This is a genomic window from Pinirhizobacter sp. (genome assembly GCF_036499745.1).
Taxonomy (GTDB): Bacteria; Pseudomonadota; Gammaproteobacteria; order Xanthomonadales; family Rhodanobacteraceae; genus Pinirhizobacter.
On sequence record NZ_DASYDG010000007.1, the window covers coordinates 1 to 23,621 of the forward strand.

The following is a 23,621-nucleotide window of genomic DNA, read 5'->3' on the forward strand; positions in this document are numbered from 1 at the left end:
CCAGGGGCTGGCGGGCAGGTAACCGCCAAGAAGGTGCGCACCGCCACCCTTGAGCTGGCCGACCATACGGAAATCGGCAGGCACCAGGGGGGTGCCGAGGTTGCGCACCTTGATCGCATTGACGCCGTAAACGACCCCCAGCCCCAGACAGGTCAGCCCCAAGGAAAGGAGGATCCTGCGGGTGAGCACCACCAGCAGCATCGCCACCATCAATCCGGGCAGGGCGTTGGCGAACAGGTGCAGGGGGCGCTGATACCAGACACCAGGGCTTACGCCGGGGTTTCCATCGATCAAAGAGGTAAGAAATACCAGCGTCACAGCCATCGCGAACGGCACCGTGACGTACAAAACGCGCCGGTGCCATAACCTTGATTTCACAGAAGGAATTTGCGCCATGACGGGGACTGTCACGCTAATGGGCAAGTACTGTAACCGACTGGTCATGAACTGCGCGTGCCTGCCGACTGACTGTCCGCTGACCGCCATCAACGGCACAATGGACGGCCATGCCCCAGCCCAGCCCCTCCCCCGCACTACGCACCCTCGTCAATGGCCGCCTGGCCGACTTGATGGCCCGTTGCCGCGCCATGGGCGTGGCAGTACACGATGACGCCGGCGTCACCGAGCGCCTTCGCCAACTGCTGCTGGCTAGCGACTACGCCTTCGACGTACTCCGACGACACCCCGAATGGCTGGCGCCGGCAGGCATCGAACGCCTTCGTTCCGGTGCCGACGCATCCGCGCGGATCGAGGCGCTGCAACTTCCCGACGACGAAACCCAGACGCTGGCGAACCTGCGACGGTTTCGCCATGCCGAGTCGCTTCGGTTGGTGTTCCGGGACGTGAATGGCCTGGACGATGTCGGCGAGACCCTGGCAGCCACCAGCCAGCTTTACGAAGCCCTCCTGGGTGTCTGCCTGGCCTGGAGTGAGCGCGCCATGGCCCGGCGCTACGGGAAGGCACGCGACGCCTCAGGTGCGGAGCAGCGGCTGGTGGTGGTGGGCTTCGGCAAGCTCGGCGGGTCGGAGCTGAACTTCTCTTCCGACGTCGACCTGGTGCTGGCCTATCCCAACGGTGGTCAGAGCGACGGCGCCCGCCCGCTCGACAACAACGAGTATTTCGTCCGCCTCGTCCGCCATCTGGTGCGTCTACTCGCCGAACCCACCAGCGACGGCATCTGCGCCCGCGTTGATTTGCGCCTGCGGCCCTTCGGCAACGCCGGCCGCCTGGCGTTGCCCTTTGCCGCCATGGAGCAGTACTACCAGCGCGAAGGCCGCGACTGGGAACGCTATGCCTGGATCAAGGCACGGCCTGTAGCGGGCGACCGCGCGGCGGGTCGGCAACTGCAGGACATGCTGCGGCCCTTCGTTTACCGCCGCTACCTCGACTACACGGCGTTCGCCGGTCTGCGCGAGATGAAGGCGCTGATCGATGCGGAAGTGGTGCGCAACGACCTTGCCGGTAACCTGAAGCTGGGACCGGGCGGTATCCGCGAAATCGAATTCATCGTGCAGCTGACGCAGATGATCCGCGGCGGCCGCGACCCGGCTTTGCGTGTGCGCGGCCTGTTGCCCGCACTCACCGCCTGCGAGGCGCGCGGTCATATTCCCGCCGGGCGCGCCAAGCCATTGCGCGAGGCCTACCTGTTCCTGCGGCGGCTGGAAAACCGCGTGCAGATGTTGCGCGACGCGCAAACCCATGACATCCCCGAAGACGATCTCTCCCGCGAGCGCATCGCCCTTGGACTCGGTTACGCGGACTGGCCCGCACTGGAAGCGGAACTCGCCGCCCATCGCGAGCTGGTCTCGGCCGAGTTTGCCGCCGTGCTGGTGCCCCAGGGCGGCAGTGCCGCCATTGTGCCAGCCGTCGATGCCGATCTGTGGCGCAAGGCGCGGGCTGGAGAACTGGAGGCCGCGAACCTGGCCGAGGCGGGATTCCCACCCACGCCTGAAGCCGTGGACGTGTTGTTGAGCCTGCCGCGCGGAGCAGCGGTGCGTTCCATGTCCACCCGTTCGAGCGAGCGGCTGGATCGCCTGATGCCGCAGCTGATCGCCGCGGCTCGCGAGTCGTCGGAGCCGGCAACGGTACTTTCGCGACTATGCCGGCTGGTACAGGCGGTGGCACGGCGGTCGTCCTACCTGGCTTTGCTCGAAGAACAACCAGCCGCCCGACGGCGGCTTGTGGCGGTGTTCGCGCGCAGCGCGTTCCTGGCCGAAAAAATCATCGGCCAGCCACTATTGCTTGACGACGTACTTGATCCGCGTATCGACCAGTTGCCGCTCAAGCGCGCCGACGTCGCGGCGGAGATTGGCCGTGCGCTGTCGGCACTGGACGAGCGCGATGCCGAAGGCGAACTTGATCGTCTGAACGAACTGCAATCAAGCCTCGGCTTCCGCCTGGGCTTGGCCTTCAGCGATGATCGCGCCGATGCTGCAGCCACCGCGCGACGCCTGGCCGCGCTCGCCGAGGCGGTGGTCGCCGCCGTGTTGTCGATGGCCGAGCGTGAACTGAAGGCGCAGCACGGCAGTCTGCCCGGCGAAGGTACCGGCTTTGCCGTGCTCGGCTACGGCAGTCTCGGTGGCGCGGAGCTGGGATTCGCCTCCGATCTTGACCTGGTATTCGTGTATGACGGCGCGCGCGCTGGCGCACGTAGCGACGGTGCGCGTCCGCTGGACGGCGCGCAGTGGTACCAGCGCCTGGCCCAGCGCATCGTGCACTGGCTGGGTGCGCTTACCCGCGGCGGCAAGCTGTACGAGATCGATACCCGGCTGCGGCCCGACGGCGCGAAGGGGTTGCTGGTGACCAGCGTGGATGCCTTCGCTGGTTACCAGAAAGAACGCGCGTGGACGTGGGAGCACCAGGCACTGGTGCGTGCGCGTGGCATTGCCGGCGATGCGGCCCTGCATGCCCAGTTCGATGCCCTGCGTGAAACCATTCTGCGGCGCCCGCGCGACGGCACCGTGGTTCGCACCGAAGTGGCCGCGATGCGCGCACGCTGGCGCCAGGAACGCGACCGTTCCGACAGCACGCGCATCGACTTGAAACAAGGCACGGGCACCTTGCTCGACATCGAGTTCCTGCTACAGGGGCTGGTGCTTGCCCATGCGGCCATCGCTGCCACGGCCCAGGCGATACCCAGCAGCACGCCAGCGCTGCTCACCTGGTTGATGGAAGCTGGCGTACTGGCGCCGGCCGACGCAGGTGCGCTCGAACGGGCCCATGCGCTGTTCCTGTCGCGTGCGCTGGCCTGCACGCTCGACGGGCGTCCCCGCCTTGCCGTCCGTGAGGCGGCGCTGGACGAGGCGGCGGCGCAGGTACTGGCCGTTGCCGCCGGTGCCGGGTTCGTCTTCAGCTAGCGACCGGACCGACATACTCCTGCATGCGCCGGCGCAGGTCCTGGCCGACGCGCTGGGTTTCGCGAAGCGGGGTGAAACTCGATGGCAAGTGATCGTCGAGGTCGCCCAGCAGGTTGCGCGAGCGCAAGGTGGCATGCAGCCGGGCCAATTTAGCCGGCAACGGTGTGGTGACCAGTGTGCGCACCGGGCGGCCGGTGGCACACGCTTCGGAAAGCATGTTCACTGAATCGGGTGTCACCACCAATGAGTCCGCCCAGCCCAGGTAGCCTGCATAAGGATTGCCGGCGGTGTCGCCGCCCGTCCACACATGGCCGGGGAAATCGGCCAGTCCGGCGACGACGGCATCGCGAAAGGCCGCCGGCGTGCGCCGGGAGCTTGAGATCATGAAGCTGCCGCCTTCGCGGGCGGCCATGCCGCGCAGGCTTTCCACCAGCTGCGTGGCGTACGGCGCACCAAGCTCAATGCCGCGGCGTTCGCCTCCCAGCAGGATTGCCCGCCGCGGCTTGGGAAGGTCGCTTAAGGTAGGACAGGCTTCCCGCCCCTCGGCCAGCCAGGTGTCGTCGATGGGGTTGAGCGAGCCGGTCATCTCCACCACGTTGGCGGCCTTAAGCTCGTCGTGCACCGGGGCCACCACCAGGTTCCAGTAGCGTGTATCCAACCGCGGATCGAGGATCTGCACGGTGTAGGTGCGCCGGTCGCTAAGTTGCCCGACCAGGCGGGTGAGCATCGCCGCGGCGCGTCCGCAGCCGATCGCCACGCGTGGCCAGGGCGGACGGAACTGTTCACGCTGTACCGGTGGCAGGGCCAGCAGCGAGGCCGGCAGCAGGCGGGGCGCCGCCCATGCCCATGGACGGCGCAGTTCCACGCGAAAGGGGCGGATGATGAGTCCGGTGGTCTGGGCCAGGGCCATGGCCTGGCGCTCGTTGCCGGCGGCCCCGTCGGTGATGACCCAGCATTCGCCGCCGTGGCTCGTCTTCATCGTTCCCGATTGTAGCGTGTGGGACAACAGTACGTTCGTGTGGAGCAGTCGCCGCGGGGTGCCGTTCGCGCCTAAACTGGGGTTTCGCCCGGAAGTGCCGGGCGAGATGATCGTCACTGAAGAGGATGCCCATGACGACCCCGCTTTCCGATGCTGTTCTCGACCAGCTTTTCCGCCACGCGCGCACCCACAACGCGTGGACGGACCGCCCCGTCGACGACACGCTTCTCCATCAGCTCTACGACCTGGTCAAATTCGGCCCGACCAGTGCGAACACCTCCCCAATGCGCCTGGTGTTCGTGAAGTCACCCGAGGCCAAGGCGAAGCTTTCGCCTTTCCTGTCGGAAGCCAACCGTGGCAAGACCATGGAGGCGCCGGTCACCGCCATCGTGGCCTCCGATCATGAATTCTACGAACACCTGCCCAGGCTTTTCCCCCACGCCGATGCACGCAGCTGGTTCGTCGGCAGCCAGGCGCTGATCGACCAGACGGCCTTTCGCAACAGCTCGCTTCAAGGCGCCTACCTGATCCTGGCCGCCCGTGCGCTGGGCCTGGATACCGGCCCCATGTCGGGCTTCGACAATGCCGGTGTGGACGCTGCCTTCTTTGGCGGCACCGCGATAAAGTCCAATTTCCTGGTCAACCTCGGTTACGGCGACGCCAGCCGCAACCTGTTCCCGCGCAGCCCCCGGCTCGATTTCCACGAAGCCGCCCGCATCGCCTGATATTTCAAGTTTGCCCTTTCCACGGAGATAACCCATGCGCAAGATTGCCTACCTGGCCCTGGCCAGCCTGCTCGCCACCGGTACCGCGCTCCATGCGGCCCCGGTTACCTACACGCTCGACCCGGGCCACACCATGGTCCTGTTCAGCTGGAACCATTTCGGCTACTCCAATCCCACCGCCGATATCGGCATCTCCCAGGGCACCCTGGTGTATGACCCGGCCGCCCCGACCAAGGCCACGGTGGATGTCACCATGCCGCTCTCGGCGCTGGACACGCACGTGCCGGCGCTGGACGAGCACCTGAAGAAGCCGGACTTTCTCGACGCTGACAAGTACCCCACGATGACCTTCAAAAGCACCAAGGTGGCGGCGGCTGGCAAGGATAAGTTGAAGGTTACCGGCGACCTCACCGTCCACGGCGTAACCAAGCCGGTGACCCTGGACGTCACGGTCAACAAGGTGGCCGACCATCCGATGCTCAAGGCGCCGGCCGCCGGCTTCAATGCCACGGCCATGATCAAGCGTTCAGACTTCGGGGTCGGCGCCTATGTCCCCGCCGTCAGCGACGACATCAAGATTTCCATCACCACCGAGGGCCTGGAGGCAGCGGCGTACAAGGAAAAATTCGGCAAGTAAGCGCCAGGCTACGTGCCTTGCGAAAAACCCGCGCCTGGCGCGGGTTTTTTTGCATGTGGGGTGCCTCCCCCCTGCTAACATCACGTTTTGCACCATTAGCCGGAATTGACCCATGGCCAACCTCATTCCCGCCAACGCCGAAAACCTTTACGAGGTGACCCGCGCGGACCTCCCGTTGTCCTGTCCCATGCCCGGGATGGAACTGTGGAACTCGCATCCCCGCGTTTACCTGCCCGTCGTCGACGATGGTGGGCAGTCGAAGTGCTCTTATTGTGGCGCCGTCTACGTGCTGAAGGACTAAACCGGCCCTTGCGGCACGATCCGTGCTTGCCTTCGGGCACCCCATCTGACCTTTTCCCGACGTGCCCAATACCCCGCCCGAACGCAAACTTACCGTCATCCAGCTGATCCCGGCCCTGCATGCCGGCGGCGCGGAGCGATCGGTGCTGGAAGTGGGCCGGGCCCTGGTGGCAGCGGGGCACCGGTCGGTGGTGATTTCCGGTGGCGGACGGCTGGTACCCCAGCTGGAGCAGGAAGGCAGCGAACACGTCACTCTGCCGATCGGCCAGAAGTCCGTGTTCTCGCTGCTGCAGGTGCCCGCCTTGCGGCGCATCCTTTCAGCGCTGGCACCGGACATCGTCCATGCGCGTTCGCGCGTGCCGGCCTGGCTTGCCTGGTGGGCGATGCGTGGCATGGCCAAACGGCCCCATTTCATCACCACGGTACACGGGCTCAATACACCGGGCCGCTACAGCGCCATCCTTACCCGTGGCGAGCGGGTGATCGTGGTCTCGCAAACCCTGCGCGACTACGTCATGCGCCACTACGCGGGGCTCGATCCCTCGCGCATCGCGGTGATCCCGCGGGGCATCGACATCGACGCCTTTCCCTACGGCTATCGCCCGGAAGAAGCCTGGCGTGAGCACTTCTTCAACGAGTTCCCGGAGCTGGCCGGCGCGCCGTTGCTTACCTTGCCCGGCCGGGGCACACGCCTGAAGGGTCATGCGGACGCCATCGAACTCCTGGCCGAGCTTGCCACCCGTGGCATCGATGCCCGCCTGCTATTGCTGGGCGTGATTGAGCCTGGCCGCGAGGCCTACGTGCGCGAACTGCAAATGCTGGCCGAGCGCCGCGGCGTGGCGAACAAGGTGGTGATGTCGGGTACGCGCGCTGACATCCGCGACATCTACGCCAGTTCCGCCCTGATTCTCCAGCTTTCCAACAAGCCTGAGTCGTTCGGCCGTACGGTGGTCGAGGCGCTATCCCTGTGCCGGCCCGTGGTGGGCTATGCGCACGGCGGCGTGGGTGAGCTGTTGGCGGAGCTTTACCCCGCCGGCCGTGTACCCCTGGGTGACCGCGAGCGCCTGGTCGAGCGTGTGGCCGAACTGCTGCGTCTTGCCCCGGCCATCGCGCCATTGAAGAACTACCGACTCGATGACATGCAGGCAGCCACGCTGGCGCTTTACCAGGAAGTCGCCGCCGACTGAGCACTGCCGGCGCCCGGGGAACTACAATCCGGGGCTCGTCCACACGCCGCGGCCCATGATTCCAAACAAGCTGTCGATCAAGGCCGGGCTCACTTCGCCCCTGATGCCGCTTTGGGTGCTGCCGGCGCTACTGCCACTTGGCCGCAGCGCGGAGCTTTGTACGGCGCTGTGCCTGATCGGCAGCATCATGCTGCTGGTGCGCGAACCCCGCGCGCTGGGTGAGCATGCCGGGGCGAAGCTGTTCCTGGCCTTGATGGCTGCCTACATCGGCGCCGCATTGTTCTCAGCGTTCGATGCGGTGGCGCCGGGCAAGGCATGGGGTACCGTGGCGGCGGTGCTGCGGTACCTGCCGATCGGCATCTACGCGTGTTTCGCCATGCGGCGTCCGTCGCGGCTTTTTACGTTGTTCCGCGCCACCGCGGTGGTTATTGCGGTGTGGGTACTGGATGCCTGGGTGCAGGCCGCCACTGGCTGGAGCCTGGGTGGCCACGCACAAGCAGAGCGGGTATCGGGCATCTTCGGCGCGGACAACCTCAAGCTTGGCCCCACCCTTGCCGTGCTCTCGCCCTTCCTGCTTTGGGCGGCTCGCGAGCGCTGGGGTTGGCGCGGGCTGCTGGTGGCGGCCCTGGCGATGCTCGGCCCGATCCTGTTGGCCGGATCACGTGCTGCCTGGCTGTGCTATGGCGTGGTGGTGCTCGCCTTTGCCTGGGTCGAATGCGGTGGCTGGCGGCGCTTTCTTCCCGCATGCCTTGCCATCGCGGTGGTCGCTGGAGCCGGTGCCGGCATCGCCTGGGAGGTGTCGACACCATTCCATGCGCGTATGGAACGCACCCTGGAAGTTTTCCAGGGCCACGGCGCCAACGTGGACGAAGCCCTCACCGGACGGTTATCGATCTGGCGGGCCAGCCTGCATATGGCGGCGGCGCATCCGGTCAATGGCGTGGGCGTGCGCAGCTTCCGATATGCCTATCCCTCGTACGCACCGGCCAACGATCATTTTGTTACTGATGAATCCTGCGGCGCGGGCGAGGGTGCCTGTCACGCCCACCAGTTGCTGCTGGAGATCCTTACCGAGACGGGCGCACTGGGCCTGGTGCTGTGGTTTGCGGCCACCTGCGTTGCCATCCGCCATTGGTGGACCCGTCCACCGGCAGCGCGCGCCCGGGCATTTCCCGTGACCGTGGCGCTCTCGGCGATGCTGTTCCCGATCAACACGCACCTGGCCTTTTATTCCGCCTGGTGGGGACTGCTGTTTGCGTGGCTGCTGGCGCTGTGGTGCGCGGCCCTGTTTGCGGATATCCCCGACACGGCCGACAAGGCAGTGGCATGACACGCGAACCGCTCTCGGTGGTGCTGATCACCTACAACAACGCCGACACGCTCGACCGCGTTCTGGCAGAGGTGTCGTGGGCCGAGGAAATCGTCGTCCTGGATTCAGGTTCCACCGATGCCACGGTTGCGATTGCGCGCAGGCATGGCGCCCGCGTCGAGGTACACCCCTTCGACGATTATGGCCCGCAGAAGCAGCGCGCCTATGCCCTGGCCCGCCATGACTGGATCCTCAACCTCGATGCCGACGAGGTGCTGTCGCCCGGTACGCGCCAGGTGATCGAACATGCACTTCAAGCCCCGCGCCACGCCGGCTTTCGCCTGCCGAGGCGCGAACGCATGTTCTGGACGGTGCAGCACCGGTGGTCGTGGCGGAATCCGCACCTGAGACTGTTCGACCGGCGCCGTGGCCGCATGAACGATGTGGAAGTGCACTCGGCCGTGGAGGTGGACGGGCCGGTACGCAACCTGTGGCAAGCGGACTTCGTCAACGATGGCGACGGCGACATCGCCACGCGGGTGGAGAAGATCAACCGCTATACCACCGGTATGGTGGCGCACAAACTGCGCAAGCGGCAACGCTTCACCGGGTTGCGGATGGTGTTTTATCCGCCGCTGTTCTTCCTGCGGCAGTACCTGCTCAAGCGCTACTTTCTCAACGGCTGGGCCGGCTTCATTGCCAGCGTCACCGGTGCGTTCTATGCGTTCCTGAAATACGCCAAGCTGCACGAGGCACGGCGACAAGGCCGTCGCTAATGGCATTCATCACGCGAGTTGGCGGGAAACCCCTTCAGTAAATGCGGGGTTCGCCTGGCGGGCGCGTTTTGAACCGTTTATGAACCCAGAGATACTGCTCGGGTGCTTCGCGTACCATGCGCTCGATTTCTTCATTCACGCGTAAGGTGTCTACTGCCGCATCCTTGCCTGGGAAGTCGGGCATGGGTGGTGCAAGCCGCAGCACGTAACCGCCGCCGTCGGGCAGTCGCCGATGGAAGAAGGGGATTACCACGGCGCCCGACATCCGGGCCAGGTGGTGCGTGGCGGTGATGGTGGCCGCGGGAACGCCGAAGAACGGCGCGAAGACGTTGTCCTTGCTGCGCATGTCCTGGTCGGGGGCATACCACAGCGTGCCGCCGGCACGCAGGTACTTCACCGTGCCGCGCAGGTCATCCTTGTCGAACATGGCGTCGGCATAGTGCAGGCGGGAGCGCAGCACCACCCACTCGAATACCTCTGAATCCATCCGCCGGTACATGCCGGCGATGCGGATGCGGCTGGATACCAGGCGCGCGGCCAACTCAAGGTGGGAGAAATGTCCGCCCACCAGCAGCACGCCGCGGCCGGCATCGCGTGCCGCCTGCAAGTGCTCCAGGCCTTCGATGCGCAATGGCACGCGGGCGATGGCGCGATCGCTGCCCATCCAGCCCAGTGCGAACTCCACCAGCATCATGCCGACGTCGCGCAGGTTCGCCCGGACCAGGGCACGCTGGGCATCGGCATCGAGTTCTGGAAAACACAGCGCAATATTGGTGGCGGCGATCTGGCGGCGTTCGGCGTTCAATACCAGCGCCAGGTTGCCAATAAATCGGCCCAGGCCCTCCAGTACGCGCCAGGGCAGGTGGGCCACCAGCCAGATCACGCCCACGCCGATCCAGGCTGGCCAGTGGCGCGGGCCTAGAAGACGACGGGGAAGGGGAGGCAGGACGGCACCGGGCATCGGATCATTCTACCGGGCTGCCCACGGCGGGGCACGGGTATACTGCCCCGCTAAGCTAAGCAAGGGGTCTTCTTCGTTGCGCCTCCTGTACACCCTGGCCATGTACCTGGTGACGCCGATCATCGTGATGCGGCTGCTCGCCCGCGGTGTTCGCTATCGTGGCTACCACCGCCGCTGGCGCGAACGCTTCGGCATATTCCCCGCGCCTGGGATCAACGGCAGCCTGTGGGTGCACGCGGTGTCGGTGGGCGAGGTCAATGCCGCCGAGCCCTTGGTGAAGGCGCTGATGCAGGCTTATCCCGACGCGCCGCTTGTGGTGACCACGGTCACGCCCACCGGCTCCGAGCGCGTTCTGCAGCTGTTCGGTGAAAGCGTGCACAGCGTGTACCTGCCCTACGACCTCCCCTTCGCTGTACGAAGCTTCCTTCGCAAGATCCGTCCGCGGCTGGCGGTGATCGTGGAAACGGAAATCTGGCCCAACCTCTATTTCGGCTGCCGCCGCCGTGGCATCCCGTTATTGATCGCCAACGCCCGCTTGTCCGAGCGTTCGCTGCGCGGCTACGCCCCGCTGAAAAGCCTCGTGCGCGCAGCGCTTCGTTGCGTCAGCCACATTGCCGCGCAGTCGCGCACCGATGCCGCGCGCTATCGCCTGCTGGGCGCTGAGCCCACGCAGTTGTCGGTGGTGGGCAATCTCAAGTTCGACATGCCGCTTCCCGCCACGACCAAGGGCGGCGGCCAGGGATTCCGCGATGCCTGGGGTACGGCGCGGCCGGTGTGGATTGCCGCCAGCACCCACGAGGGCGAGGAAATGCCCGTGCTGGAGGCCCACCTGAAGGTACTTGAGCGCCTGCCCGATGCCCTGCTGCTGATCGCGCCGCGCCACCCCGAACGCTTCCGCCAGGTAGAAGGCGCCGTACGTAATCTAGGTTTCACCGTCGCGGTGCGCAGCGTCGATGGCCTGCCAGGACATGCCACCCAGTGCTTCGTGATCGACACCATGGGTGAACTGATGCCCTTCTTCGCCTCGGCCGATGTTGCCTTCGTCGGTGGCAGCCTGGTGCCGATCGGCGGCCACAACGTACTGGAGCCCGCGGCGCTTTCCACACCCGTGGTGGTGGGGCCGCACACCTTCAATTTCGAGGAAATCACCAATACGTTGGTGCAGGAAGGCGGCGGCGTGCGCGTGCACGAGGCATCGGAGCTTGGTGATGCGGTGCGTGGCTTGTTGCGTGATGGCAACGAGCGTCGGCAGATGGGAGATCGCGCCCGGCATGTGTTCGAAAGCGAGCGGGGCGCCGTGGAGCGTGTGATGCGGCTGGTGGATCGCCTGCTGGAGGAATAATCCTTCCGATGCAGGGCCGGAGTCTTCACCCCGACCCTGAGCTGTGCTGTTTACTGGAGCAGCGAGTTCACCGCTTCGAGGTCCTTGATATCTACTTCGCCCGCAGTCTGCTTCAACAGCAGCTTATTCAGCACGAACTGATGGCGGGACTGCGAGTAGTTCGACAGTGCCTGGGTGAGGTTCTGCTGGGCAATCAGCACGTCGACGATGGTGCGGGTACCCACTTCGAAGCCGGCCTGCGTTGCATCACGGGCGCTTTGCGAGGAGGTCACCGCTGCCTTGGTGGCTTCCACCTGGCTGATGCCGGCCACCACCGAACGGTAGAAATTCAGCGTGTCGCGGGTGACCTGGCGGCGCGTGGCTTCCAGTACGTCCTGCGAGGCATCACGGCTGTAGATCGCCTGGCGAACGCGCGATTGCGTTGCACCGCCTGAGAAGATGGGAATGGACAGCGTCAAACCGACCGTGGTGGATGGATGGTTATTGGTGCCGCCGGTGGCACTGTTGAGGTCGACGCCGCCGTTCTGTGTCCACTGGCTGGTACGTCCCCAGCCGGCGGTGGCGTTGATGGTCGGCAGATGACCGGCTCGCGCGGCATTGATCGAAGCCTCGGAGGATTCCACCTGGAACTGCGCCGATGCCACGGTGGGGCTGTAGTGCATGGCGGTGTCGACCCAGGTCTTCGGATCATTCGGCGCCGGCGGGGTCATCGGAAGATCTTCGCGCAGCTTTTTCAGTTCGCCCACCGGCTGGCCGGTGATCTGCGTCAACGCTTCGCGTGAATCGGAAAGTGTGTTGTCGGCCACGATGACATCGGCCACCGAGGTATCGTGCTGGGCCTTGGCGTCCTGCACGTCGGTGATCGCAGACAGACCGACGTCGAAACGCTGCTGCGCCTGCTCCAACTGGCGAGCAAGGGCCTGTTCGTTGGCCTTGGCGAAGGCCAGCGCGTCCATATTGGTCAGCACCTGGAAGTAGGCCGTAGCCGTGCGCGTGGCAAGCTGCTGCAGGGATGCCTGGTAGCTGGCCTCCTGCGCAGCATCGAGCGCGTGCGAAGCCTTCAGGTTGGCGTACAGGCTGAAGTCCATCACCGACTGGGTGACGTTCAGCGACTGGCTGCGTGCGCGCACCCAGCCGGTGTTGGGCGAGGTGCCAACCGGGCTGCCGAGGTCGTCGGTTATGACGGTCGGCCGATTACCCGCACTCTGCGTTTGGTTCAGCGACAGGCTCGCATCCACCTGCGGTAGCAGCAATGCGCGGTTCTGCACCACGGTTTCGTGCTGGCCAAGGCGCTGGGCATCGGCCTGGGCGAGGGTAGGATCGTTCGCGCGGGCTTGCCGATACGCGTCGAGCAGATCCTCGGCATGGCTGGACAGCGGTGCCGCGGCCAGGGCCAACGCCAGGGTCAGGAGCTTCAAACGCATGGTGTGCCTCTTCGGGTGAAATTTAAAAGGTGTTGAAAACGGGTTGCTTAAAACACGAACTGGCGCGACGGCGCCGCATGCGCCAGGTACGGCAGGTCGGTTTCGAACAGCGATTCGCTGCGTTGCCGCCCTTCACCCTCGTGTGTCACCAGCACCGCGGTCTGCGCGGGCGACTGGCCGAGGATGGCAAAGAGGCGGCCACCAGGCTTGAGCCAGTGGAGGAAGCGGGAAGGAAGTTCTGCCGTGGCGCCGGTGACCACGACGGCGTCGAAGACAGCGCCCGGCTGCCAGGCAACCACCGCCTCGGCGGTTGCCAGGGTGACGTTGGTGATATCGGCGCGGGCCAGCCGTTCGGCGGCCCGGGCGGTGAAGTCCGGATGGATGTCCACCGAGGTGACATGTGCCGACAGACGGGCCAGGCACGCGGTAAGGAAGCCCGCGCCGGTGCCGATCTCAAGCACGCGGTCGTCCGGCTTCAGTTCAAGCGCCTGCAGCACGCGGCCTTCCACCACCGGCTTCATCATCACCTCGCCATGGCCCAGCGGCAGGCCAAGGTCGGCAAAAGCCAGGTTCCGGTGCGCCGGATCGACGAAATCCTCGCGCTGTACGCTGGAAAGTACGTCCAGGACGCGCATGTCCAGCACTTCCCAGGGACGCACCTGGTTTTCCACCATGTTGGTGCGGGCCTGTTCGAAATTCATCGCCATGGGGGAATGTCCTGATGCGCGGTAAAAAGGTCTGAAAGCATAAGCGCTTAGCGCCGGGGCGACAATCGCAAGCATTATCGTTCAGGGGTCGTGACCGAAGTGCCGGAAGTCACCGGACGCCCCTGACTTGCGTCACATGACCCACCGGCAGCTTAACCACCGGCCGGCAGGTACTTGCCCCTGCGGCCCGGCGCCAGAACATACGAAACCATCGTACGGCTGATCGCTTTCGGCCCGACCTGCAAAATACTGAACCGCCGCGTATAATAAACTTGAGACGTCAGCTTGTGAAGGTGCACCCATGAACGCCAGCCTCAAACCCAAACCGCAGGGCCCCGGTCGCCCCAAGGACATGGAGAAGCGTGCGCTCATCCTGGATGCCGCCCGTAACCTGTTCGCCATGTCCAGCTTCAACGGCACCTCGATGGATGCCGTGGCGGCTGCCGCGGGGGTATCCAAGCTCACTGTCTACAGCCATTTTGGCGACAAGGACAACCTTTTCCGTGAAGTGATCCGCGCTCACGTGCAGGACAAACTGCCCGCCGAGCTCTTCACCAAGCGGCCGGATGTGGGCATCCGCGACATCCTCGACGAAATCGCCCAGCGCCACGCGCTGGCTGAAACCAACGCCGACACCGTAGGCGCCTTCCGCGCCATCCTGTCCGACTGCCAGCAGGGCAACCCGCGTTTCGGCCGCCTGGTGTGGGAAGAAGGCCCGGCGCGGATGCAGAAACTGGTGGCCGAGCTTTTGCAACGGGCCGTGGACGACGGCGAGCTGCAGATCGAGAACGTATCCCGCGCCGCCGGTCAGTTCCTTGCCCTGCTCAAGGGTGACATGGTGTTCCGCCGCCTGTTCGGCTGTGAGGATTGCAAATACGAGTTCGCCGAGGAAGTCAGTGCCACGGCGGCAGCTGCCGTGGACATGTTCATGCGGGCCTACGGTCCCCACTAACGGTTTTCGCTGCGTTGGGCGCCGTGGGTGATCGCTTGAATCGTCGGCGGTCACGCGCGTATTAGACTCAACGCACCGAACCTGTCACTGGAGCGCTCGTCATGGATGCCACTACGCCCACGTCTTCCCGTCCTCGTCGCACGGGGCTGATCCGCACCGTACTGGCGCTGATCCTCGCCCTGGTGGTGGTGGATCTGGCCGTGATGTGGTGGTGGGACAAGGAACCTGAATCATTCGATCCGGTGAAGGCCGCGGCGGCCCGCGCCACTGAGCTCAAGCAGCCGGTCAATGCCGGCGCCACCACCACGGTGGCACTTATCGATTCGGTCGACACCCTGATGGACAAGCGCGGCGGCTACCTTAGCAACGACAAATTTCCGCCCGGCGTGTTCATGGACAACGTGCCCAATTGGGAATTCGGCTCGCTCACGGCGTCTCGTGACCTCGTCCGTGCCCTTCGAAACGATTTCAGCCGTTCGCAGACACAATCGACCGAAGACCCGGACCTGGCCCAGGCCGATCCGCTGCTCAACTCGCCCAACGACCGCTGGTTGCTGCCAAGCACCGAAAGCCAGCTGCGAAAGGCCGTGGATCACCTGGAAGGCTACCTGAAACGCCTGGGCGACAAAGACGAAGGCAACGCGCACTTCTACGCGCGTGCGGATAACCTTGCCGACTACCTGCAGGTGGCCTCGGGAAGGCTGGGATCGTTGTCGCAGAGGCTGTCGGCGAGCGTGGGGCAGATCCGCCTGGATACCGTGCCCAGCCCCGACCAGGCCGACAAGGTGGAAATCACCACCGCGCCCGATGGCGGCAAGATGATCAAGACGCCATGGTCGAAGATCGACGACAACTTCTACGAAGCGCGCGGCTACACATGGACGCTGCTGGTGCAGTTGCGCGCCTTCCAGAAGGACTTCGGCCCGGTGCTGAAAGACAAGAACGCCGACGTCGGCCTGCAGCAGGTGATCCGTGAACTGGAAGAAGCGCAGAAACCTGTCGCCAGTCCCATCATCCTCAACGGTTCGCCGTTCGGGTTCTTTGCCAACCACTCGCTGGTGATGGCCAACTACGTGTCCCGCGCCAATGCGGCGTTGATCGACTTGCGCGAGTTGCTCAAGCGCGGTTAACGGGCTTCGCTTGCTTCAGCAATAAAAAAGGGGCGCTTTTTCGCGCCCCTTTTCATTTTCCGCCTTTGGCGGGCTTAGACGGCCTTCGGCCCCTTGTCTTCCTTGTAGCGCCTGACGCCGGCGATGATCTCGGCCTTGGCCTCATCAGCGCCGACCCAACCGTCGATCTTGACCCACTTGCCCTTCTCAAGATCCTTGTAGTGCTCGAAGAAGTGGCCGATGCGCTCGAGCCAATGGCCCGACACGCCTTTGATGTCCTTGATGTGCGCGTAGCCTGCGAACACCTTGTCGACCGGGACCACCACCAGCTTCTCGTCGGCTCCGGCCTCGTCGGTCATCTTCAGCATGCCTACCGGATGGCAGCGGATCACCGAGCCCGGCACCAGCGACAGCGGCAGGATCACCAGGGCGTCCAGCGGATCGCCATCGCCGCCCAGGGTGCCCGGCACGTAGCCGTAGTTGCAGGGATAGCGCATGGGCGTGGACAGGATACGGTCGACGAAGATCGCGCCACTTTCCTTGTCCACCTCGTACTTGACGGGCTCGGCATCCTTCGGGATTTCGATGATGACGTTGATTTCGTCCGGCACGTTGCGGCCGGCGGCGACCAGGTGGAGGCCCATGGGTAGTCCTTGGAAAGCGCGGAAAACCACAAGTTTACGGCAATCGGCCTTGTCTCGCAGCAGCCTGCCCGCTGCCTGTCTGGTGCGCGGTGAGCCAGCGCGCGATGTCGTCGACATCCTTATCGGCGACCGGGGCGCCGTAGGCGGCCTTCATCTTAAGGACGGTGGCGCGCCATTGGGCCTCGGTAAGGCGTGGCTGGGAATCGATCATTTCCGATGAATGGCAAGCAATGCAGACCGCTGCGGCAGGCGGGGCGCCAGTCAATGGCAACGGTGGTTCGGTCACCTGTGCCGACACGGCAAAGGGCAGGGTAATGAGCGCCAGGATCAGTATGCGGATGTTCATGCGATCACCAGATTCAGCGATTCCACGGCGTTACGCATGAAGCCACCGGGGTTCCAGCCTGCATGAAGCGGTTGCACGTTGCCTGCGGCATCGGTGGCACGCACCAGCAGTTGCTGCCCGCCCGGCGCCCCCACCGGTATCTGGGTGTGCCATCGGCGGAAACCGTAAACGCCGCCCTCGCCATCGATCTGGCAGCGATGCCAGGTGTTGCCGTCACCGGACCACTCGACGCGGCGAATGGCAGCTTTACCACTAAAGGCGATACCGCGGATCGCGTGCTGGCTATGGGCGCGCAGCCGGTCGCCATCGCGCACATTGGTGACGAACGAACGCGGCGGCATTGTGCTGATCGGCGTGGTGGCACCTGCGGGCGCACCAGGTGTGGTGCTTCCGTCGGGCGTGGCCGGTATGCGGTAGGCCTTGGCCATCCAGTAGTTGTCGTCCTCGGTGGTGAGAACCTCGATATCGCTGACGGCCTTCACCCAGTAAGTGGCGAACCAGCCTGGAACCACCAGACGCAATGGAAACCCGTGGTCCCATGGCAGCGGCTGGCCGTTCATGTGGGTGGCCAGCAAGACATCATCGTTTCGGGCGATATCCACGCCCAGTGATTTACCGAAGTGGGGCGGTGCGGCATCCAGTCCGCGAAAGCGGATCGCCATCGAGCCTGCTTTTACGCCAGCGCGGTCCAGTACCTGGCGCAGGTTCACTCCGCGCCACACGGCATTGCCCATCGCCCCGTTGCCCCACTGTGCGCCCGGTACGCGGGGGTCGGAGAATCCGCGCGAATTACCCGCGCACTGGCTCACGGCGGTGACCTCCCTGGCCGGCAGGGACCGTAGATCGGCCAGGGCCAGCGACAGTTCGCGTTCCACATGGCCATGCACATTCAGGCGAAAGGCGGCGGTGTCGATCTGGCGTGGTGCGCTGGCCGTATGCCAGCGCACGTAAAAGCGATCGACCGGCGTGAGCAGTCCGTTGTCGTAGACCTCGAACGGCGTCTCCAGCAAGGGTGCCCGGGTACGCTGCAGGATCATCCGGCCCTTGCCTTCGAAACCCTCCACCAGCTGCCGCTTGCCATTGTCGAAAGGCAGTTGCACGTCGGCCGCCCGCAGGCCAGAGACCGCTGCTGCCGCGGTGATGCCAAGCAGGCCCATGAAATGACGGCGCGAAGGAGCGAAGCGATCCATGGATTAACCTCGAAGACAGGCGGCAGGTGCTAACCGTGGCATCGCCATGTGCCGCGTGTCCAGCCGCAGTGAAAAAAACCGCCCGAAGGCGGCTTTTTCCTTTGTCCGGTAACCCTGGATCTACTTCAGGTGGTCCCACAGGAAGCTGTAACCCAGGGCGTTCATGAAGGCCGACTGCTTGTTGTCCGCCGCCGCGCCGTGGCCGCCCTCGATGTTCTCGTAGAAGCTGGCGTCGTAGCCCATGTCCTGCATCTTGGCGGCCATCTTGCGGGCATGCACCGGGCCCACGCGGTCGTCGCGGGTGGAGGTGGTGAACAGCACGGGCGGGTATTTCACCCCGGGTTTCACGTTCTGGTACGGCGAGAACTTCTGGATGAAGGCCCACTCCGCTGGCTTGTCCGGGTCGCCATATTCGGCCATCCAGGAGGCACCGGCGGAAAGGTGGGTGTAGCGCTTCATGTCCAGCAAGGCCACCTGGCTCACGATTGCGCCGTAGAGCTGCGGGTAGAGCGTGAGCATGTTGCCGGCCAGCAGGCCGCCGTTGCTGCCGCCCATCATGCCCATGTGCCTGGGTGAGGTGACCTTGCGGTCGATCAGGTCCTGCGACACCGCGGCGAAATCCTCATAGGCACGCAGGCGGTTCGCCTTCAGCGCCGCCTGGTGCCAGCGCGGGCCGTACTCGCCGCCGCCACGGATATTGGCGATCACGTACACGCCGCCATGGCTGAGCCAGGCACGCCCCATGCCGCCTGAGTACGCCGGCTCCAGCGAAATCTCGAAGCCGCCGTAGCCATACACCAGCGTTGGATGGCTGCCGTCGAGCTTCATCGACTTGGGCGAGATCTGGAAATACGGCACGCGGGTGCCGTCCTTTGATTTGACGAAGTGCTGGCTTACCTGGAAGCCCGAAGCATCGAAGAATACCGGGGCGTGCTTGAGCGCTTCCTGTTTGCCACCTACGGTGCCGTAGTAGAGCGTGGCCGGCTGCAGGAAGCCGTTGGAGACCAGGAAATAGTCATCGCTGTCGTCCGCGTCCACACCCGAGGCGTCAATCGACGACAACGCCGGCGCGCCGCCAAGCAGTGCATGCGTCCAGGCGCCCTTGCCACCCTTGGGCGGGGTGTAGACGGTGAGCTGGCTCACCACGTCGTTCATCACGGTGACGATCAGGTGGTTCTTCGTCCACGAATGCCCGGCCAGCGACTGATGCTCATTGGGTGTGAACAGCACGGTGATCTCGCGCTTGCCCGCCATGTAGTCGTCAAGGTGCGTCACCAGCAGCGAGCCGGAAGGATACGTCTTGCCACCCACCTTCCACGGCGTGCGTGGCTGTACCAGCAGCCATTCGCGCTGGATATCGGTGACCGCATCGTCGGGCACGTCGACCTTGGTGAGCTTGCCGTCCTTGCCGCGCAGGTAGAGTTCGTCGTCGTAGAAGGCCAGTGCACGCTGTACGAAGTCGCGCTCGAATCCGGGGGTGAGATCGCGGAAGGCCGAGATCGACATATCGGTGGATTTGCCCTCGTACACCGTGGCCGCGGAAGCGAGCGGCGTGCCGCGCTTCCATTCCTTGACGATGCGCGGGTAGCTCGATTCGGTTATCGAACCCGGGCCGAAATCGGTGGCCACGTAGATGGTATCGAGGTCGCGCCAGGCCACCTGGCTCTTTGCCTCAGGCAAGGTGAAGCCGTCCTTGATGAAGCTCTTGGTGGTGAGGTCGAACTCGCGCACCACATCGGCATCGGCGCCGCCGCGCGACAGTGACACCAGGCAGCGCTTGTAGTCCGGCTTCACGCATTGCGCGCCGTGCCACACCCAGTTGGTGCTCTCCGCCTTGCCCAGTGCGTCGACGTCGATCACGGTTTCCCAGGCGGGTTTGTCCTTGCGGTATTCATCAAGCGTGGTACGCCGCCAGACGCCGCGTGGGTTGGCCTTGTTTTTCCACAGGTTGTAGTAGTGGTCGCCGATCTTGGTGACCATCGGGATGCGCGCTTCCGAATCGAGCACTTCCAGCAACTGCGCCTGCATGGTGGCGAACTCGGTGGAGTCCCCGTATTTCTTTACCGTGTCGGCATCGCGCGACTTGACCCAGTCCATCGACTTTGCCGCATCGATGTCTTCAAGCCACAGATAGGCGTCGTCGCTGGTACTTGCGCTGGCCGCTGGCGCTGCCGGCTGGGCGGGAGGTTGGGCGTAGGTCATTCCGGTCATCGCAAGGCTGGCCCAGAGGGCAAGGTGGCTTCGTTTCACAAAGGTTGTCCCCTGGCAGGTGGTGGTTGCGGTGCCGGCATTAAAGGCGGCACCGCAGTGAACAGGTTGACCATAGCGTCGCATGGGGGCAAGGCCCCCTGCCGAAGGTCAGGGATCATGGGGTGGTGCGTCGGGGGCCTGGGCATCGGTGACGTGCACGAAGACACTGCGGAAAGCATCCACACCTTCGGCATCCTCGCGCCGTTGCTGGTCGGGCAGGGGATAGCTGGCACCGAGGGTAACCATGAAACCTTGCTGCTCAAGCCAGCCGCGCACGGCCTCGGCGCGTGCCTGGGCCAGGTCGACCGGGCCGTGGCCATCGCTGCTGGCACGGCCCTCGACCAAGACGCTACTGCTGCCCCAATGGCGCATGGCCCAGGCGAGGTCGGCCAGCGTGCCCATCTGCGAGTTTCCGAGGGCTGCTGAGCCGCGCGCGAACAATATGGGCGGCAGCGGGCGTGGTGATGGGATGATGCCTACCCGCCAATCGGGGGCGCCATCGGCAAGCGTGGCTTCCATCTGGCGAAGCGTGGCCAGCGATACACGGGCCGAGGGCGAGACCACCAGTTCGATGCTGCGCTTCGCGGCGTCGACGTGCGAATCGAGCAACGGCAGGGGGAAGTGCCGCACGATGTCCCCGGCCGTGGGATCTTCGGCCACTGAAGCACTGGCAACCACCGTGCCGACCACCGCGCTACCCAGGCTGGAACGACCGCCTTCAGTACCCAGGGGATCGGCAACGATCACAGGCTGGAACCGCATCACGGTACCGGCGGCCAGGGCGGGCGCCAGCGCCCGCCGAAGGCGCTCGTCCTCTTCCCGGGTGAAAGCCTGTACAGCGAAGGTGACATCCAGTAGCGGCGTGGCGCCGGTATTGTCCAGCTTGAGATCGAGGATACGCATCTGCTGATTACCCAGCGCGGTCGTCATTGCGGCCCGCACGGTATTGACCGTGCGAGTCTGCCGGGCGATGTCGGCCAGGGCAGTGCTAAGCGGCAAGGCGAGCGGCAACAACACCAGCGCGCCGACAGCGAACTGCCAGGCCACCGCCTTGCGCGTGGCCGCGCCACCGAAGCCATAGAAGGTGCACACCAGTGTCACGCTGAGGGCGATCGCCGCCAGGTTCGTGGTGAACAGCAACAACGCCCCCCGGGCGAAAGCAAACTGGCCGGTGGCCACCCCAAAACCCACCACCGCCATCGGCGGCATCAGCGCGGTGGCAATGGCGACACCGACGATCGTGCCGCCACGGTTGCGGATCATTGCGTACCCACCGGCAAGACCCGATAGGGTGGCCGCCACCATGTCGAAGATGTTCGGGTTGGTTCGCGCCAGGATTTCAGGTGTCGCCACCTTCAGCGGCGAAACGGCCACGATCACCACTGAAACCACCAGCGCCACCGTCATGCCGCAGGCCAGCGTGCCCAGCGAGCACCAGACCCGTGTGAAGCTCAGTGTGCCGATCCCCAAACCCAGGCGCACGATCGGACCCATCAATGGCGATACCAGCATGGCGCCGATGATCACCGAGGCTGAGTTGCATAGCAGGCCGATCATGGCGATGCCCGCGGCCATCGCACACATGAAAAGGTAGCTGGCTGCCAGGCGGCCATCATCGTCGATGGACTGGCCAATGCCGGGGTGGTCCAGCCTGGCATTCATTCGCCGCCAGGCACGGTAAGGGGATGAAAACATGACAGCCTCGCTAAGCGTTTGCAGGTCGCTGGACCCGACGGGCGCGTCGCTGTGCCATGCGCACTCCTGGAGGTTGCATGGCGAGGCTCGCGGCATTCCCTGCCGGCTTCGCGCCCTCATCGGGCGCGATCGTCCTTCCCCCGCCAGCATCGCCGGAGCGGGATCGGCGGGGATTATGGCGCGAATGCCTCGTGCTTTCGATTAACGTCCAAACTTGAGTTGCTGACGTATTGCCGCAGGTTTACGCAAAATCGGCCCATTCGATCCTGCGTCCGAGGCTGGCCCGGATTGGCTGTATCCTGACGAGACAATCAGGATTTTTCTTTACCCGGAAGCGAAGTGACAGTCCAGCCTGTAGCTGGCATTGCTCAATTTCCTTTCAATCAGTTCGCAACATGACCGAAGCCAACCCGTTTCCCATCCTCGCCGCTCTCCCCACGTTGCCGCCCTGGGCGGAGTCCCTCATTGGCCTGGCCATTCTGATCGCCTTCGCCGGGCTCGCCAATTTCCTCGTCAAGAAGGTTCTGCTGCAGCTGGCTCTACGAGTGTTGCCGAACGACGGGGTAACGCCAGCGCAGGCGATCGCCCGGCTGACCAACATCGTGCCAGCGGTGATCATCTCACGGGGAATCGAACTGATTCCCCATCTTCCGGCCGGTGCGGTCACCGTGACGAAGAATGTCGCGAGCGCCTTCATCATCCTGACGATCGTGCTGGCGATCAGCGCGTTTCTCGGTTTCGCCAACGATCTGTATCAGCGTCGCCCGGATGCGGCGAACCGGCCGATCAAGGGCTATATCCAGGTGCTCAAGATCGTGCTGTTCGCGGGCGCGGCGATCCTGGTGGTCGCCACGCTGATGGAACAGTCGCCGCTGCTGCTGCTTTCAGGCCTCGGCGCGATGGCGGCAGTGTTGTTGCTGGTGTTCAAGGACACCATCCTCTCGCTGGTCGCCTCGGTGCAGCTCACTTCCAACGACATGTTACGCGTGGGCGACTGGATCGAGATGCCCGAGCTCAACGCGGACGGCGATGTGATCGATATTGCGCTGCACACGGTCAAGGTGCAGAACTGGGACAAGACGATCACGGCCATCCCGACTTACAAGCTGATTGAAAGCAGCTTCAAGAACTGGCGCGGCATGTCGGAGTCGGGCGGGCGGCGGATCAAGCGGTCGCTACTGATCGACCAGGCCAGCGTGCGCTTCCTTGTGCCCGAGGAGCAGACCGCGCTACGGCGTTTTGCGCTAATCGACGACTATCTGGACCGCAAGCAGGTCGAGTTGGACGCATGGAATCGTAAACTGGCCGATCAGGGATGCGACCCGGTCAACAGCCGGCGAGTGACAAATATCGGTTCCTTCCGGGCCTATGTCCTGGCCTATCTGCACGCCCATCCCGGTATCTCCAACGAGATGACGATGCTGGTGCGCCAGCTACAGCCGACGCCGCAAGGGTTGCCGCTGGAGATTTACTGCTTCACCGCCACGACGGCCTGGGCCGCTTATGAGGATATCCAGTCGGACATCTTCGACCATCTGCTGGCCGTGATGGGCGAGTTCAGCCTGAACGTCTTCCAGGAGCCGGGCGGGCGCGACATTCGGAAGTTGCTCGATACGCCCTCAGCGGCCCGATCTACCACTATCGGGCCATCGACAGCTTAGCCTGGCAGGGCCGGACTGCGAGGCGTTTTCCTCGATCCGGCCCGGACTGCGCTCTTCTTGATACGAACTTT

At 64.6% G+C, this 23,621-nt stretch carries 20 protein-coding genes and 1 pseudogene; 11 read left to right on the forward strand and 10 right to left on the reverse strand.

Translation table 11 applies throughout. The annotated features are described in order from the left end of the window. Positions 1–324, reverse strand: a pseudogene (locus tag VGM61_RS01855) (LTA synthase family protein); the annotation flags it as partial. 182 nt (positions 325–506) lie between these two features. On the opposite strand from VGM61_RS01855, the gene glnE reads away from it, so the two are divergent. Then, positions 507–3,356: a bifunctional [glutamate--ammonia ligase]-adenylyl-L-tyrosine phosphorylase/[glutamate--ammonia-ligase] adenylyltransferase gene (gene glnE, locus VGM61_RS01860; RefSeq protein ID WP_331521006.1), complete on the forward strand. Its 2,850-nt coding sequence runs from the start codon at positions 507–509 to the stop codon at positions 3,354–3,356. Here the strand turns inward: glnE and VGM61_RS01865 are convergent. After that, positions 3,349–4,335, reverse strand: coding sequence for a mitochondrial fission ELM1 family protein (locus tag VGM61_RS01865; RefSeq protein WP_331521007.1), 987 nt, complete (start codon positions 4,333–4,335; stop codon positions 3,349–3,351). The genes glnE and VGM61_RS01865 overlap by 8 nt on opposite strands. A gap of 131 nt (positions 4,336–4,466) precedes the next feature. Between VGM61_RS01865 and VGM61_RS01870 the strand changes: the two genes are divergently transcribed. From VGM61_RS01870 to VGM61_RS01895, 6 genes are all read left to right on the forward strand, one after another. Continuing rightward, positions 4,467–5,060 (forward strand): malonic semialdehyde reductase, encoded by a 594-nt coding sequence (locus tag VGM61_RS01870; protein ID WP_331521008.1) that lies wholly within the window; start codon positions 4,467–4,469, stop codon positions 5,058–5,060. Between the two features lie 34 nt (positions 5,061–5,094). Further along, the gene (locus tag VGM61_RS01875; RefSeq protein WP_331521009.1) at positions 5,095–5,697 is read left to right on the forward strand and encodes a YceI family protein; all 603 of its coding nucleotides are present in this window, start codon (positions 5,095–5,097) and stop codon (positions 5,695–5,697) included. A gap of 112 nt (positions 5,698–5,809) precedes the next feature. Next, complete coding sequence (locus VGM61_RS01880) at positions 5,810–5,998, forward strand: zinc-finger domain-containing protein (protein WP_331521010.1); 189 nt, start codon at positions 5,810–5,812, stop codon at positions 5,996–5,998. Between the two features lie 61 nt (positions 5,999–6,059). After that, on the forward strand, positions 6,060–7,184 hold the full coding sequence (locus VGM61_RS01885; protein WP_331521011.1) for a glycosyltransferase: 1,125 nt from the start codon (positions 6,060–6,062) through the stop codon (positions 7,182–7,184). A gap of 55 nt (positions 7,185–7,239) precedes the next feature. Beyond that, the gene (locus tag VGM61_RS01890) at positions 7,240–8,514 is read left to right on the forward strand and encodes an O-antigen ligase family protein (protein WP_331521012.1); all 1,275 of its coding nucleotides are present in this window, start codon (positions 7,240–7,242) and stop codon (positions 8,512–8,514) included. Next, positions 8,511–9,269: a glycosyltransferase family 2 protein gene (locus tag VGM61_RS01895; RefSeq protein ID WP_331521013.1), complete on the forward strand. Its 759-nt coding sequence runs from the start codon at positions 8,511–8,513 to the stop codon at positions 9,267–9,269. The genes VGM61_RS01890 and VGM61_RS01895 overlap by 4 nt, the downstream gene beginning before the upstream one ends. A gap of 34 nt (positions 9,270–9,303) precedes the next feature. Here the strand turns inward: VGM61_RS01895 and lpxL are convergent, their stop codons facing one another. Beyond that, complete coding sequence (gene lpxL / locus VGM61_RS01900) at positions 9,304–10,230, reverse strand: LpxL/LpxP family Kdo(2)-lipid IV(A) lauroyl/palmitoleoyl acyltransferase (RefSeq protein ID WP_331521014.1); 927 nt, start codon at positions 10,228–10,230, stop codon at positions 9,304–9,306. A 76-nt stretch (positions 10,231–10,306) separates the two neighbouring features. Between lpxL and waaA the strand changes: the two genes are divergently transcribed. Next, a complete protein-coding gene (waaA, locus tag VGM61_RS01905; RefSeq protein WP_331521015.1) occupies positions 10,307–11,572 on the forward strand; it encodes a lipid IV(A) 3-deoxy-D-manno-octulosonic acid transferase in 1,266 nt (421 codons plus the stop codon). 50 nt (positions 11,573–11,622) lie between these two features. Here waaA and VGM61_RS01910 read toward each other — a convergent pair whose 3' ends face one another. Both VGM61_RS01910 and VGM61_RS01915 read right to left on the reverse strand, forming a co-directional pair. Then, the gene (locus VGM61_RS01910) at positions 11,623–12,996 is read right to left on the reverse strand and encodes a TolC family outer membrane protein (protein ID WP_331521016.1); all 1,374 of its coding nucleotides are present in this window, start codon (positions 12,994–12,996) and stop codon (positions 11,623–11,625) included. Between the two features lie 47 nt (positions 12,997–13,043). After that, positions 13,044–13,703 (reverse strand): protein-L-isoaspartate O-methyltransferase, encoded by a 660-nt coding sequence (locus VGM61_RS01915; protein ID WP_331521017.1) that lies wholly within the window; start codon positions 13,701–13,703, stop codon positions 13,044–13,046. Positions 13,704–14,004: 301 nt separating this feature from the next. On the opposite strand from VGM61_RS01915, the gene VGM61_RS01920 reads away from it, so the two are divergent. Beyond that, positions 14,005–14,655, forward strand: coding sequence for a TetR/AcrR family transcriptional regulator (locus VGM61_RS01920; RefSeq protein ID WP_331521018.1), 651 nt, complete (start codon positions 14,005–14,007; stop codon positions 14,653–14,655). Positions 14,656–14,756: 101 nt separating this feature from the next. Next, a complete protein-coding gene (locus tag VGM61_RS01925; RefSeq protein ID WP_331521019.1) occupies positions 14,757–15,785 on the forward strand; it encodes a DUF2333 family protein in 1,029 nt (342 codons plus the stop codon). A 74-nt stretch (positions 15,786–15,859) separates the two neighbouring features. Here VGM61_RS01925 and ppa read toward each other — a convergent pair whose 3' ends face one another. The 5 genes from ppa to VGM61_RS01950 all read right to left on the reverse strand — a co-directional run bounded on the left by ppa (position 15,860) and on the right by VGM61_RS01950 (position 21,856). Then, on the reverse strand, positions 15,860–16,408 hold the full coding sequence (ppa, locus tag VGM61_RS01930) for an inorganic diphosphatase (protein ID WP_331521020.1): 549 nt from the start codon (positions 16,406–16,408) through the stop codon (positions 15,860–15,862). Between the two features lie 34 nt (positions 16,409–16,442). Continuing rightward, on the reverse strand, positions 16,443–16,754 hold the full coding sequence (locus VGM61_RS01935; RefSeq protein WP_331521021.1) for a hypothetical protein: 312 nt from the start codon (positions 16,752–16,754) through the stop codon (positions 16,443–16,445). After that, positions 16,751–17,944 carry a molybdopterin-dependent oxidoreductase gene (locus VGM61_RS01940; RefSeq protein WP_331521022.1) on the reverse strand — a complete coding sequence of 398 codons (1,194 nt, stop codon included), beginning with the start codon at positions 17,942–17,944 and terminating at the stop codon, positions 16,751–16,753. The genes VGM61_RS01935 and VGM61_RS01940 overlap by 4 nt, the downstream gene beginning before the upstream one ends. Positions 17,945–18,064: 120 nt before the next feature. Next, positions 18,065–20,155, reverse strand: coding sequence for a prolyl oligopeptidase family serine peptidase (locus tag VGM61_RS01945; protein ID WP_331521044.1), 2,091 nt, complete (start codon positions 20,153–20,155; stop codon positions 18,065–18,067). 147 nt (positions 20,156–20,302) lie between these two features. Next, on the reverse strand, positions 20,303–21,856 hold the full coding sequence (locus tag VGM61_RS01950) for a DUF389 domain-containing protein (protein ID WP_331521023.1): 1,554 nt from the start codon (positions 21,854–21,856) through the stop codon (positions 20,303–20,305). A 428-nt stretch (positions 21,857–22,284) separates the two neighbouring features. Here VGM61_RS01950 and VGM61_RS01955 point away from each other — a divergent pair, with 428 nt between their 5' ends. Next, positions 22,285–23,550: a mechanosensitive ion channel family protein gene (locus tag VGM61_RS01955; RefSeq protein WP_331521024.1), complete on the forward strand. Its 1,266-nt coding sequence runs from the start codon at positions 22,285–22,287 to the stop codon at positions 23,548–23,550. The last annotated feature ends 71 nt before the right edge of the window (positions 23,551–23,621 follow it).

Bases quoted from the DNA above. Each gene is read 5' to 3' on its own strand.
- glnE (WP_331521006.1), top strand. From the start codon at position 507: ATGCCCCAGCCCAGCCCCTCCCCCGCACTACGCACCCTCGTCAATGGC.
- VGM61_RS01865 (WP_331521007.1), bottom strand. From the start codon at position 4,335: ATGAAGACGAGCCACGGCGGCGAATGCTGGGTCATCACCGACGGGGCC.
- VGM61_RS01870 (WP_331521008.1), top strand. From the start codon at position 4,467: ATGACGACCCCGCTTTCCGATGCTGTTCTCGACCAGCTTTTCCGCCAC.
- VGM61_RS01875 (WP_331521009.1), top strand. From the start codon at position 5,095: ATGCGCAAGATTGCCTACCTGGCCCTGGCCAGCCTGCTCGCCACCGGT.
- VGM61_RS01880 (WP_331521010.1), top strand. From the start codon at position 5,810: ATGGCCAACCTCATTCCCGCCAACGCCGAAAACCTTTACGAGGTGACC.
- VGM61_RS01890 (WP_331521012.1), top strand. From the start codon at position 7,240: ATGATTCCAAACAAGCTGTCGATCAAGGCCGGGCTCACTTCGCCCCTG.
- VGM61_RS01895 (WP_331521013.1), top strand. From the start codon at position 8,511: ATGACACGCGAACCGCTCTCGGTGGTGCTGATCACCTACAACAACGCC.
- lpxL (WP_331521014.1), bottom strand. From the start codon at position 10,230: ATGCCCGGTGCCGTCCTGCCTCCCCTTCCCCGTCGTCTTCTAGGCCCG.
- VGM61_RS01910 (WP_331521016.1), bottom strand. From the start codon at position 12,996: ATGCGTTTGAAGCTCCTGACCCTGGCGTTGGCCCTGGCCGCGGCACCG.
- VGM61_RS01915 (WP_331521017.1), bottom strand. From the start codon at position 13,703: ATGGCGATGAATTTCGAACAGGCCCGCACCAACATGGTGGAAAACCAG.
- VGM61_RS01920 (WP_331521018.1), top strand. From the start codon at position 14,005: ATGAACGCCAGCCTCAAACCCAAACCGCAGGGCCCCGGTCGCCCCAAG.
- VGM61_RS01925 (WP_331521019.1), top strand. From the start codon at position 14,757: ATGGATGCCACTACGCCCACGTCTTCCCGTCCTCGTCGCACGGGGCTG.
- ppa (WP_331521020.1), bottom strand. From the start codon at position 16,408: ATGGGCCTCCACCTGGTCGCCGCCGGCCGCAACGTGCCGGACGAAATC.
- VGM61_RS01935 (WP_331521021.1), bottom strand. From the start codon at position 16,754: ATGAACATCCGCATACTGATCCTGGCGCTCATTACCCTGCCCTTTGCC.
- VGM61_RS01940 (WP_331521022.1), bottom strand. From the start codon at position 17,944: ATGGATCGCTTCGCTCCTTCGCGCCGTCATTTCATGGGCCTGCTTGGC.
- VGM61_RS01945 (WP_331521044.1), bottom strand. From the start codon at position 20,155: ATGACCGGAATGACCTACGCCCAACCTCCCGCCCAGCCGGCAGCGCCA.
- VGM61_RS01950 (WP_331521023.1), bottom strand. From the start codon at position 21,856: ATGAATGCCAGGCTGGACCACCCCGGCATTGGCCAGTCCATCGACGAT.
- VGM61_RS01955 (WP_331521024.1), top strand. From the start codon at position 22,285: ATGACCGAAGCCAACCCGTTTCCCATCCTCGCCGCTCTCCCCACGTTG.